Annotated in this window: 11 protein-coding genes; 3 read left to right on the top strand and 8 right to left on the bottom strand. The window is 64.1% G+C overall.

All coding sequences use genetic code 11. The features are described 5' to 3' along the window. The first annotated feature begins 11 nt into the window (after positions 1-11). The 3 genes from dnaN to gyrB are packed head-to-tail and all read left to right on the top strand — an operon-like array spanning position 12 to position 4,643. Entirely contained in the window at positions 12-1,115 is a 1,104-nt protein-coding gene (gene dnaN / locus A9179_RS22655) for a DNA polymerase III subunit beta (protein WP_187808435.1), read from the top strand. Positions 1,116-1,122: 7 nt separating this feature from the next. Continuing rightward, on the top strand, positions 1,123-2,223 hold the full coding sequence (gene recF / locus A9179_RS22650) for a DNA replication/repair protein RecF (RefSeq protein WP_187808434.1): 1,101 nt from the start codon (positions 1,123-1,125) through the stop codon (positions 2,221-2,223). After that, positions 2,220-4,643: a DNA topoisomerase (ATP-hydrolyzing) subunit B gene (gene gyrB, locus A9179_RS22645; RefSeq protein WP_187808433.1), complete on the top strand. Its 2,424-nt coding sequence runs from the start codon at positions 2,220-2,222 to the stop codon at positions 4,641-4,643. Before recF ends, gyrB begins: the two co-directional genes overlap by 4 nt. Positions 4,644-4,986: 343 nt before the next feature. Here the strand turns inward: gyrB and A9179_RS22640 are convergent, their stop codons facing one another. The 8 genes from A9179_RS22640 to gmhB all read right to left on the bottom strand — a co-directional run bounded on the left by A9179_RS22640 (position 4,987) and on the right by gmhB (position 12,298). After that, positions 4,987-5,919 carry a phosphatidate cytidylyltransferase gene (locus tag A9179_RS22640; RefSeq protein WP_187808432.1) on the bottom strand — a complete coding sequence of 311 codons (933 nt, stop codon included), beginning with the start codon at positions 5,917-5,919 and terminating at the stop codon, positions 4,987-4,989. A 1-nt stretch (position 5,920) separates the two neighbouring features. Beyond that, positions 5,921-6,544: a lysophospholipid acyltransferase family protein gene (locus A9179_RS22635; RefSeq protein ID WP_187808431.1), complete on the bottom strand. Its 624-nt coding sequence runs from the start codon at positions 6,542-6,544 to the stop codon at positions 5,921-5,923. A 10-nt stretch (positions 6,545-6,554) separates the two neighbouring features. After that, complete coding sequence (locus A9179_RS22630) at positions 6,555-7,010, bottom strand: hypothetical protein (protein ID WP_187808430.1); 456 nt, start codon at positions 7,008-7,010, stop codon at positions 6,555-6,557. Then, positions 7,000-8,355, bottom strand: a complete 1,356-nt coding sequence (locus tag A9179_RS22625; protein ID WP_187808429.1) for a phosphatase PAP2/dual specificity phosphatase family protein — start codon at positions 8,353-8,355, stop codon at positions 7,000-7,002. The genes A9179_RS22630 and A9179_RS22625 overlap by 11 nt, the downstream gene beginning before the upstream one ends. Beyond that, on the bottom strand, positions 8,355-10,109 hold the full coding sequence (locus A9179_RS22620; protein ID WP_187808428.1) for a bifunctional alpha/beta hydrolase/class I SAM-dependent methyltransferase: 1,755 nt from the start codon (positions 10,107-10,109) through the stop codon (positions 8,355-8,357). The genes A9179_RS22625 and A9179_RS22620 overlap by 1 nt, the downstream gene beginning before the upstream one ends. A 10-nt stretch (positions 10,110-10,119) precedes the next feature. Further along, positions 10,120-10,743, bottom strand: a complete 624-nt coding sequence (locus A9179_RS22615) for a CDP-alcohol phosphatidyltransferase family protein (protein WP_187808427.1) — start codon at positions 10,741-10,743, stop codon at positions 10,120-10,122. Between the two features lie 235 nt (positions 10,744-10,978). After that, a complete protein-coding gene (locus A9179_RS22610; RefSeq protein WP_187808426.1) occupies positions 10,979-11,752 on the bottom strand; it encodes a lysophospholipid acyltransferase family protein in 774 nt (257 codons plus the stop codon). Between the two features lie 15 nt (positions 11,753-11,767). Further along, positions 11,768-12,298 (bottom strand): D-glycero-beta-D-manno-heptose 1,7-bisphosphate 7-phosphatase, encoded by a 531-nt coding sequence (gmhB, locus tag A9179_RS22605; protein ID WP_187808425.1) that lies wholly within the window; start codon positions 12,296-12,298, stop codon positions 11,768-11,770. Between the last annotated feature and the right edge of the window lie 33 nt (positions 12,299-12,331).

Raw genomic sequence — 12,331 nt, 5'->3', positions numbered from 1 at the left:
GGGACTAGACCATGCATTTCACCATTCAACGCGAAGCCTTGTTGAAACCCCTGCAACTGGTCGCCGGCGTCGTCGAACGCCGTCAGACCTTGCCGGTATTGTCGAACGTACTGCTGGTGGTCGAAGGCCAGCAGCTGTCGTTGACCGGTACCGACCTGGAGGTCGAACTGGTTGGGCGCGTGGCCCTGGAAGACAGTGCCGAGCCGGGCGAAATCACCGTGCCGGCACGCAAGCTGATGGACATCTGCAAGAGTCTGCCCAGTGATGCGCTGATCGATATCCGCGTCGACGAGCAGAAGCTGCTGGTCAAGGCTGGTCGCAGCCGTTTCACCCTGTCGACTCTGCCGGCCAACGATTTCCCCACCGTCGAGGAAGGCCCGGGGTCGCTGACCTTCTCGCTGATCCAGAGCAAGCTGCGCCGCCTGATCGAGCGTACCAGCTTCGCCATGGCCCAGCAGGATGTGCGCTACTACCTCAACGGCATGCTGATCGAAGTGCAGACCGGCGTGCTGCGCGCCGTTGCCACCGACGGTCACCGCCTGGCCATGTGCGCCATGGATGCCGCCATCGAGAACACCGAGAAGCACCAGGTCATCGTGCCGCGCAAAGGTATCCTCGAGCTGGCCCGTCTGCTCACCGAGCAGGACGGCGAAGTGGCCATCGTCCTCGGTCAGCACCATATTCGCGCCACCACTGGCGAGTTCACCTTCACCTCCAAGCTGGTGGACGGCAAGTTCCCGGATTACGAGCGCGTGCTGCCGCGTGGTGGCGACAAGCTGGTCATCGGCGATCGCCAGGCCCTGCGTGAAGCCTTCAGTCGCACCTCCATCCTGTCCAACGAAAAGTACCGCGGCATCCGTCTGCAGTTGGCCAGCGGCCTGCTGAAGATCCAGGCGAACAACCCGGAGCAGGAAGAAGCGGAAGAAGAAGTGGCGGTCGACTACAACGGCGGCTCGCTGGAGATCGGTTTCAACGTCAGCTACCTGCTCGACGTGCTGGGCGTGATGACCACCGAACAGGTGCGCCTGATCCTGTCCGACGCCAACAGCAGCGCCTTGGTGCAGGAAGCCGGCAATGACGATTCTTCCTATGTCGTTATGCCGATGCGCCTGTAACCCCTGAATGTCCCTTTCGCGTGTCACCGTCACCGCGGTGCGTAATCTGCACCCGGTGACGCTCTCCCCCTCCCCTCGCATCAATATCCTTCACGGCGCCAACGGCAGCGGCAAGACCAGCCTGCTGGAAGCCATTCACCTGCTTGGCCTGGCCCGCTCCTTTCGCAGCAACAAACTGCTGCCGATGATTCAGTACGAGCAACCGGCCTGTACGGTATTCGGCCAGGTGCAGCATGCCGACGAACGCTCCAGCAACCTGGGGATTTCTCGCGATCGTCAGGGCGAGCTGCATATTCGTATTGACGGACAGAGTGCGCGCAGTACGGCGCAGCTGGCCGAAGTGCTGCCGCTGCAGGTGATCAATCCGGACAGTTTCCGCCTGCTCGAGGGGGCGCCGAAGATTCGCCGGCAGTTCCTCGACTGGGGAGTGTTCCACGTGGAACAACGTTTCCTGCCGGCCTGGCAGCGCCTGCAGAAGGCCCTGCGGCAGCGGAACTCGTGGCTGCGGCATGGTACACTGGACGGCGCTTTGCAGGCCGCCTGGGATCGCGAATTGTGCCTGGCCAGCGAAGAGCTGGACGAGTATCGCCGGGCCTATATCCAGGCGCTGAAGCCGGTTTTCGAGCGAATTCTTGCCGAGCTGGTGGAGCTGGAAGGCCTGACTCTGAGCTACTACCGCGGCTGGGACAAGGACAAGCCGCTGAACGATGTGCTGGCAGCTACTCTGCTCCGCGATCAGCAGCTTGGGCATACCCAGGCTGGACCGCAACGCGCAGACCTGCGTCTGCGCCTGGGGGCGCACAATGCCGCGGAGATTCTCTCCCGCGGCCAGCAAAAACTGGTGGTTTGTGCCCTGCGTATTGCCCAGGGCCATCTGCTGAACCAGGCCAAACATGGCCAATGCATCTACCTGGTGGACGATCTGCCGTCAGAGCTGGATGAGCAACATCGACGGGCCTTGTGCCGACTGCTGGACGATTTGCAGTGTCAGGTGTTCATCACCTGTGTCGATCACGAATTAATGAAGGATGGCTGGCGCACGGACACGCCGGTCGCCATGTTCCACGTGGAACATGGACGAATCACACCATCGGGAGTGAAGGCATGAGCGACGAGAACAACACGTACGACTCCTCCAGCATCAAGGTGCTGAAAGGTCTGGATGCCGTACGCAAGCGCCCGGGCATGTACATCGGCGACACCGATGACGGCACCGGTCTGCACCACATGGTGTTCGAGGTGGTGGACAACTCCATCGACGAAGCGCTGGCCGGCCACTGCTCCGAGATCAGCATCACCATCCATACCGATGAGTCCATCAGCGTCCGCGACAACGGCCGTGGCATTCCGGTGGACATCCACAAGGAAGAAGGCGTCTCGGCAGCCGAGGTCATCATGACCGTGCTGCACGCCGGCGGTAAGTTCGACGACAACAGCTACAAGGTCTCCGGCGGCCTGCACGGCGTGGGTGTTTCGGTGGTCAACGCCCTCTCCAAGGAGCTGGTGCTGACTATTCGCCGCAGCGGCAAGATCTGGGAACAGACCTACGTCCACGGTGTACCGCAGGCGCCGCTGGCGCCGGTCGGCGACAGCGAAGGCACCGGCACGCAGATTCACTTCAAGCCGTCCGAAGACACTTTCAAGAACATCCATTTCAGCTGGGACATCCTGGCCAAGCGCCTGCGCGAGCTGTCCTTCCTCAACTCCGGGGTCGGCATCGTTCTCAAGGACGAGCGTAGCGGCAAAGAAGAGCTGTTCAAATACGAGGGCGGCTTGCGCGCTTTCGTGGAGTACCTGAACACCAACAAGACGGTGGTCAACCAGGTATTCCACTTCAACATGCAGCGCGAGGAAGATGGTGTAGGCGTCGAGATCGCCCTGCAGTGGAACGATAGCTTCAACGAAAATATTCTCTGCTTCACCAACAACATTCCGCAGCGTGACGGCGGCACCCACCTGGCCGGCTTCCGCTCTGCCCTCACCCGTCACCTGAACAACTACATCGAAACCGAAGGCCTGGCGAAGAAGTTCAAGATCGCCACCACTGGTGACGACGCCCGCGAAGGCCTGACCGCGATCATCTCGGTCAAGGTGCCGGATCCGAAGTTCAGCTCGCAGACCAAGGACAAGCTGGTCTCCTCCGAGGTGAAGACCGCGGTCGAGCAGGAAATGGGCAAGCACTTCGGCGATTTCCTGCTGGAGAACCCCAACGAGGCCAAGGCCGTGGTCGGCAAGATGATCGACGCCGCCCGCGCCCGCGAAGCTGCGCGCAAGGCGCGCGAGATGACCCGCCGCAAAGGCGCGCTGGATATCGCCGGGCTGCCCGGCAAGCTGGCCGACTGCCAGGAGAAAGACCCGGCGCTGTCCGAACTCTACATCGTGGAAGGTGACTCCGCGGGCGGCTCTGCCAAACAGGGCCGCAACCGCAAGACCCAGGCGATCCTGCCGCTCAAGGGCAAGATCCTCAACGTCGAGAAGGCGCGCTTCGACAAGATGCTCTCCTCCCAGGAGGTCGGTACGCTGATCACCGCCCTCGGCTGTGGCATCGGCCGCGAGGAGTACAACATCGACAAGTTGCGCTACCACAACATCATCATCATGACCGATGCCGACGTTGACGGTTCGCACATCCGCACCCTGTTGCTGACCTTCTTCTTCCGTCAGCTGCCGGAGCTGGTCGAGCGTGGCTACATCTATATCGCCCAGCCGCCGCTGTACAAGGTCAAGAAGGGCAAGCAGGAGCAGTACATCAAGGACGACGAGGCCATGGAAGAGTACATGACCCAGTCGGCCCTCGACGAAGCCAGCCTGCACGTCAACGAGAACGCCCCGGGCCTGTCCGGCGCTGCGCTGGAGAAGCTGGTCAACGACTACCGTGCGGTGATGAAGACCCTCGGCCGCCTGTCCCGCGTCTACCCGCAGGACATCACCGAGCATCTGGTCTACCTGCCGCGGGTTTCCGTCGAGCAGCTGGCCGACCAGACCGCCATGCAGGGCTGGCTGGAAGGCTTCCAGGCGCGCCTGAAGGGTGCCGAGAAGTCCGGCCAGACCTACACCGCCAGTCTGCGTGAAGACCGCGAGCGCCACCTGTGGCTGCCGGAAGTGGAAGTAGTGGCCCACGGCCTGTCCAACTACATCACCTTCAACCGCGACTTTTTCGCCAGCAACGACTACAAATCGGTAACCAGCCTGGGCCTGCAGCTCAACAGCCTGCTGGAGGACGGTGCCTATGTGCAGCGTGGCGAGCGCAAGAAGACGGTAACCAGCTTCAAGGAAGCCCTCACCTGGCTGATGACCGAAAGCACCAAGCGTCACAGCATCCAGCGCTATAAGGGGCTGGGTGAGATGAACCCGGAGCAGCTGTGGGAAACCACCATGGATCCGACCGTGCGCCGCATGCTCAAGGTGACCATCGAGGATGCCATTGCCGCCGACCAGATCTTCAACACCCTGATGGGCGATGCCGTGGAGCCGCGCCGCGACTTCATCGAAAGCAACGCCCTGGCGGTGTCGAACCTGGACTTCTGATCCGCTTTTAGCAAAAACAAAACCCCGGCCTTGGTCGGGGTTTTGTTTTATCGGCCCCCCGATGAATAGCCAAAGGCTTACACGGCGAAGCGCAATGGGAGTCTGTTGCTACCCTGGGCTAGTGGCTAATCTACACATCCATCGGGAACAGGAAGTCCCGAGTCAAGGAAGACAGACCGCGCCCAGGATGGCAGACGACAGGATGTCGGAAGGTCATAAAGAACCCGCCTCGGCGGGTTTTTTGTTGCCTGCCGTTCCATGGCGGCAACTCTTCGGGTCGTCGCCGGAGGCAATGTCAAAAATGCCTCCCGGCCATTTTTTGCGGCGGCAGAACAGTGGGCCGTCAGGCCCACCAGTAGCGTACGAAGTGGAAGAAGATCGGTGCGGCGAAGCACACCGAGTCCATGCGGTCGAGCATACCGCCGTGGCCTTCGATCATGTGGCCCCAGTCCTTCACTCCGCGGTCGCGCTTGATCGCCGACATCACCAGGCCACCGGCAAAGCCCAGCAGGTTGACGGTCAGCGCCATCAGCGCGGCCTGCCAGAAGTTGAACGGGGTGATCCAGCACAGCAGCGCACCGACCAGAGTCGCCAGTGCCACACCACCGACGAAGCCTTCCACCGTCTTCGAGGGCGACAGCTTGGGGGCGATCTTGTGCTTGCCGGCCAGCTTGCCGCAGACGTACTGCAGCACGTCCGAGAGCTGCACGACGATGATCAGCCAGGCGATCAGCAGCAGGTTGCGCCCCTCATAGCCTGGAATCTCCAGGGTCAGCAGCGCCGGCACCATGGACACGCAGTACACCGCGATCATCAGGCCCCACTGCACCTTGGCCGCCCGCTCCAGGTAGCGGGTAGTATCGCCGCCGAGCGAGGCGAGAATCGGCAGCAGAAGGAACAAATAGACCGGGATGAAGATGCTGAACAGGCCATACCAGCCGATGGCGATCAGCAGGTACTGCATCGGCAGGGCGAAGTAGAAGGCGGCTACCAGCGCCGGATAGTCGCTGCGCCGGGTCGGGGTCAGGGTCATGAACTCGCGCAGGGCGTAGAAGGACACGCCGTAGAACAGCAGCACCACGCCGTTCTTGCCGAACATAAAGGCGATGCCGATCACCAGCACCATCACCCACCAGGCATCGATGCGGGCATTGAGGTTGTCGATCACCGAGTTGGGCGTATCGCCAGCGCGGCGCTTGAGTACGCGACCGATCAGGCTGGCCAGCAGCAGAATGGCGCCGATACCGGCGAACAGCAGCAGGGTATTGCGATCCATCTCAGACTTCCTCCGGGGCCAGGGCCAGCAGGGCGTTGCGTGCGCGCTCGAGGAACGCGGCTTTGCCTTCCCCCTCGACGGGTTCCAGGGCGGCGCCGAAACTCAGGGTGCACAGCAGCGGCAGGGGCAGCGCCCTGCCCTTGGGCATTACGCGGTTGAGGTTGGCGATCCACACCGGGATCAGCTCGGCCTGTGGATGAGCCTGGGCCAGGTGGTAGAGACCGCTCTTGAACGGCAGCAGCGGGTCGTCGCCGAGGTTGCGCGTGCCTTCGGGGAAGATGATCAGCGAGTCGCCCTGCCCCAGCGCGTCGAGCATCGGCTGCAGCGGGTTGTGCTCCGGATTGCTGCGGTCACGGTCGACCAGCACGCCGTTGAACACATCGTTGATCAGGAAGCTGCGCAGGCCGCCCTTCTGCCAGTAGTCGGCGCCAGCCACCGGACGGGTGCTGCGGCGCAGTTCGGCCGGCAGCGAGGCCCACAACAGGACGAAGTCGCCGTGGCTGCTGTGGTTGGCGTAATACAGCCGTTGCACCGGCTGCGCTGTGCTGCCCAGCCAGAGCGCGCGGGCTCCGGTAAGCAGACGCGCCGCCGAGGTAATGGCGAAAGCGGTCAATGAAGCGAGCATGGACAACTCCTTATCCAGCGAAGGAAAACCACGGCACGACCAGGATCATGATCAGTGCCAGTAACAGTTGCGCGGCCAGCCACAGGCCCTGCATGCGCAGCAGGCGGCGGGCGCCGCGAATGCGTGCCTCCCATGGACGGGCAGTCTGGTTGGCGGGCTGCAGGCGCAGCTCGACCAGGGCGCTATCGAGTTCGGCTATACGTGCCTCGCGCTGTAGCGGATCAGCTGCCAGGACGGCGAACAACTCGGCGTCCAGGGCCGAGCGGATCGCCCAGTACTTCTGCGCCAGGCCGAACAGAATCAGCAGCACGCAGGGCCCGGCCATCAGAAAGTTGCCACGCCCGATCAGCATGGGCAGCAAGCCCCCAGCCAGACCCAGCAGGGTCAGCCCGGTGGACAGCTGGTCGAGCTGGCGACCGCGGCGCAGCAGGCCGGCGATCAGCAGCAGGGACATCTCAGAGGCCATGGGCCACCTCATGGACTGGGGTTGGCTGTTCCGGCAGCTGTCGCAGCAATGCCAGGGCCTGTTGGTGCGCCTCGCCGAGGACGATTTGCGGGCGTGCCTGGCGAGTCCGCTGCAATGCCTGGTCGACATCCTGGCAATCGCCGTACTGCAGCAGCCAGGCGGCGACGGCGCAGGCGCTGCGCGAGTAGCCAAGCGCGCAGCAGACCAGCAGCGGGCCGTGCTGACGCAGTTGCTCGATGGCTTCGGCAGCCTGGTGTAAGTCGGCCGTGCTGGGAGTGGTCAGATCCAGTACCGGTACGTTGCGATAGGCTTGGCCCCGACGGCGCAGCGGCAGCTCGGCACACAGATCGAGCACTGCGGCGAAGGGCTGCATTTCGGTTCTGCTCGGCAGACGCCCGAGCCAGATCCCGGGGCTGACCTGAGCGGGCTGCGGATGCCGGCGCGTCCACAGCCGCGAGTTGAGCCAGGCGCCAGCCAGATAAGGCGCAAACAGCCAACAGGCTGCTGCGCTCAGGGAACCATCGGCCTGCTTCTGGAAACCGCCGGCACCGAGCAGCGCGTAATTCAGGGCGACCAGCAGCAGGGATGCGCACGGCCACAGCAGCCACAGCCAGACACCACCGAGATTGACCGCCAGCGCCGCACAGATGGCACTACCCAGCCCATAGCGCAGGGCTAGGCGCCAACGTTTGCCATCCCGGGCGAGGTGCAGCTGCTGCAGCGGACTGCGTCCCTCGACGGGCCACAGCCATACGCATAGCCAGCCGGCCAGCGCTCCAGTGGGCACATCGATGAAGTGATGCTGCCAGGTAGTCAGCACCGACAGACCGATCAGCGCCATCCAGCCGTGCAGCAGGCCGCGCAACAGCAGGCCATGGGTGTGCCGGGCGAACATCGTCCAGATCACCACCAGCAGGGCGATATGCAGCGAAGGCGCCTGGTTGAACGGTTTGTCGAAGCCCATCAGCACGTCGAACATCCAGCCGAACAAGCCGCTCAGCTCCGGGCGCTCGAAGGTGAAGCGCAGCGGCCAGAGCAGAAAGCAGGCCACACACAGGATCTGCACGCTGAGCAGGCGCAGGGCATGCCGATCCATTTCCCGGCGGCTGGCCGGGAGGAGGAAGGACAGGCCGTAGAGCAGGTCGATCGACCAGTAGGGCAGGATCGTCCAGGGCCACAGCGGTGTGTGGCTTTCCCAGGCAAATACCAGGCTGCCGACATCGTTGCGCTGGCCGCTCAGCCAGTTGGCGAAGCTGTAGCTGGTGAAAAACAGCGGGGCCAGCAGCAACAGCCAGAGTACCCCGCGCTTCCATAGCCCGGTTTCGCGCGTATGGTCGCTGTCCATCAGGACACCCGCTGGGCCAGGGCTACGCTGAAGATGCCCCATTCATCGACGCGCTGGGCCAGCTTGCGGAAGCCGGCAGCGGCTACCAGCTGATCCATTTCCGCCTGGCTGCGGCGGCGCATGACCCAGGGCTGGCCTTCGCGATGGCTGGTCAGGGCGCGGGCGATCAGTTCCAGCTGCGGGTGCCAGGGTTGGCCGGTGTAGATCAGGTAGCCGCCCTCCTCGACCGCTGCGGCCAGGCCGGCCAGCGAATCACCGACCATCTGGTTGCTGCCGAACAGCTCGTACAGGCCGGAAACCACCGCCAGGCTCGGCCTGGGCTCGAGCGCGGCGAGGTCAGCCTTGTCGAAGGCATCGCCTTTGACGAAGCGGGCGATGTCGCCCAGGCCTTTCTGCGCGATCAGCGCGCTGCCGTCGCGCACGTTGATCTCGCTGTAGTCACGCAGCAGGATCGAGTCTGGCTTGTGCTCCAGCCCTTCGAGGGATTCGAGAATGTAGCGGCCATGGCCGGCGGCGATATCGACGATACGTACACCCCGGCCTGCCTCGCGCAGCTTGGCCATGGCCAGGCGCAGCAGCTCCTCGGCGTGCAGCTTGCGTTGGCGGATACCGCGCCAGCCGATGGAGTTGAGGTAGTTCTGGTCGATCAGCCGGCCCAACGCGGATTTGCCGGAAGGCTGGTTGCGATAGACGTAGTCGAGGGTGCTGCCGGAGTCGAAGCCGGTCTCGAAGCCCAGCTTCACACCGTCGGACAGCCCGCTGCCGAGCTTGAGGCCGGCGCGGGTGGCGCGCCAGTACAGGTCGCCCAGGGAGTTATGCGGCAGTGGCGCGGCCAGGCTCTCGGCTTCGGCGCAGCTCCAGCCGCAGCGGTCGGCGTCCAGCAGCGCGGGACGCGTGGCCGGCTGGGCGAAGCTCTCCAGGATAAAGCGCCGGGCGCGGCTCAGGGCATGGGCGCGATCACGCTCGCCGAGGGTGTCGTGGAAGAAGCCGGGGAGGATGTGCTTTTCCTTGCGCAGGCTGCCCAGGCGCTCGAAGAACTGCTCCTGCGGCTGGCGATGGACGACGAAGTCGGCACCGGAGATCAGCAGCTGGGTCGGAATCTGGATTGCCTGGGCATCGGCCACCACGCGGTCAGCGGCGTCATAGAGACCCAGCAGCATATTCACCGAGATCGGCCGGGTGATCAGCGGGTCGTTCTCGAACGAGGCGATGCGCTCGGGGTCGTGGCTGAGGAAGCGCGCCTTCACATAGCTGTTGACGAAGAAGTTGCCGCGCCAGGCGCGCAGCAGCTTGAGGCCGGGGCGGGCGAAGGGGACGTAGAGTTTGACCTTGAACGCCGGCGAGGCGAGCACCAGGCAGCGGATCTGCGGGGCGTAGTCGTGGGCCCAGGTCGACACCACCACGGCGCCGACGCTCTGGGCCAGCACGGCCATATCCGTCTGTTCGATACCGTATGTTGCGCTGATATGCTCGATAAAGGTCTGCACGTCGCGCACGCTGGTGGCGAAGCTCGGGCTGTCGCCGCGGGCGCCGGGCGACAGGCCATGGCCGCGGGCATCCCAGGCGAAGAAGTCGTAGTCGGGCAGATCCAGCTCGCCCGGCAGGTGGGCCATGCGCCCGCCGTGCTCGTGGCCGCGGTGGAACAGCACTACCGCCTGGCGCGGGCCGTTTGCCGGCGCGCTGGCCGGCCAGTGGCGATAGAGCAGCTCGACACCATCGTGGGTGGTGAAGATGTGGTTCTGGACTTCGCGCATCGAAACATCCTTATTCCGATTGAGAGGTTCGCGCTACCTCGGCCAGGCCTTGGCGCACGCGATTGGCCAGAGTCGCCAGCAGCAACAGCAGAATCACTGCCAGCAGCCCGTTTATCCAAGACGACGGCAACAGGCCGCACGCCACACCGGCACCCAGAGCACCGAAGCAGAAGGCGCGGTCGCTCTTGCCCATGGGCCCGTCGTAGCGCCGTGTGGCGCCGATCATCGGGCCGAGCACGCCGGCGTATTCGCTGATCACTGCCAGCAGCACTACCAGCACCACCAGCAGCGGGGAAACCCCGGGCAGCAGGGCGAACGGCAGGTACAGGGCGCTGTCGGCGATCACGTCGCACAGTTCGTTGAGGTAGGCGCCGAGCTTGGACTGCTGGCCGAATTCGCGGGCGAGCATGCCGTCCACGGCATTCAGTGCCATGCGCAGCAGCATCCACAGCGGCAGCAGGGCGAACAGCCAGACATGGCTGCTGCCCAGGGCCAGCAGCCCGCCGAGCAGCACGGAGACCAGGCCGGCGGCGAGGGTCACCTGGTTGGCGGTGACGCCGCGAGCATGCAGGCGGGTGACGCCCGGACGCAGCAGATTCTGGAAGCGTGGCTTGAGCTGGTAGATGGACGGCATGGAGCGAAATTCCCTTTCACACAAGACGAGTCGGTCTAGCTTAACCGCTTTAGCGCAGGGGCGTTCCGGCAAGACTGTGCGGCATTGCCGAATTCGCCCTGCCGGCTTCGCGGAAAAAACTTATGCCCCGTCCGTGGGACATTGGAGGTTTTGATAAAAACCAATTAAATCAGCTTTTTGGCTTGCGTAATGGCACTGCGCCGGTATTTCGCGCACAGCTTATCCACAGGCGCTCTCAGGCCGGGCTGGAGATGTCCTGGCTGCTCACCTGTACGGCAGCGCCGCTGATCTGCTGCTGGGTCTGGCAGACCCAGGCAAACGCGCGCTCGTTGAGTTCGGCGATGGCTCGCGGGCCGCTGCCCTCGGCATGCATCAGTGGGCCGATCACCACCTGGATGGTGCCGGGGAATTTTGCCCAGCCCTGCTTCGGCCAGAACTCGCCGGCGTTGTGGGCGATCGGCAGCACCGGCAGGCCGGCATTCACCGCCAGGGCGGCGCCGCCGCGGGAGAACTTGCCGATCTGCCCCGGTGGAATACGCGTGCCTTCCGGGAAGATCAGTACCCAGGCGCCCTGCTTGATGCGCTCGTCGCCCTGCTTGGCCAACTGCTTGAGCGCTGCCTTGGGATTGCTGCGGTCGATGGCGATGGGCTTGAGCATGGCCATTGCCCAGCCGAAGAACGGCACGTACAGCAGCTCGCGCTTGACCACCTGCGACAGCGGCTCGAAGAAGGCGGAAAGGAAGAAGGTTTCCCAGGTGCTCTGGTGCTTGGCCAGGATCACGCAGGGTTGCTGCGGGATGTTCTCCAGGCCGTGCACCTCATAGCGGATGCCCACTACCACCTTGGCCAGCCAGGTGGCGCAGCGGCACCAGGTCTGGATGACGAAACGGTAGCGGGCGCGAAACGGCAGCAGCGGTGCGACGAACACGCAGAGGATGCACCAGAAGAAGGAGCTGGATGACAGCAGCAGGTAGAAGAAGAAGGTTCTGATGGCCTGCACTGTCGTCATGGGGGCTCGCGTTCTCTAGAGAAGAAGCTGATCGGCAACCGCCGCCAGATCATCGAATATCAGGGTTCCCGCTGGCAATGGCTTGGCCAGGGTACGTTCGCCCTTGCCGGTTTTTACCAGTACGGGCTGGCAATGGACGGCCAGCGCCGCGTCGAGGTCACCCTGACTGTCACCGACGAACCATACGCCTGCCAGTTCCGTGCCGTAGTGCGCGGCGATCTGCTCGAGCATGCCCGGCTTGGGCTTGCGGCAGGTGCAGCCATCATCCGGGCCGTGCGGGCAATGCACGATCAGGCCGACTTCACCGCCCTGCTCGGCCACCAGCTGGCGCAGGCGGTTGTGCATCGCCTCCAGGGTGGCGGCGTCGTAGTAGCCGCGCGCCAGGCCCGACTGGTTGGTGGCCACGGCCACGATCCAGCCGGCCTTGCTCAGGCGGGCGATGGCGTCGATCGAGCCGGGGATCGGGATCCACTCGGCGAGCGACTTGATGTAGGCGTCGGAGTCTTCGTTGATGACACCGTCGCGGTCGAGAATCAGCAGCTTCATGCAGTTACCCGGGCAACCGGGCGGCATTGCGCC

Source organism: Pseudomonas alcaligenes (assembly GCF_014490745.1).
GTDB classification, from domain to species: Bacteria; Pseudomonadota; Gammaproteobacteria; order Pseudomonadales; family Pseudomonadaceae; genus Aquipseudomonas; species Aquipseudomonas alcaligenes_C.
The sequence above is the reverse complement of the archived record's forward strand: the minus strand, read 5'-3'. Positions and strand labels throughout refer to the sequence as shown.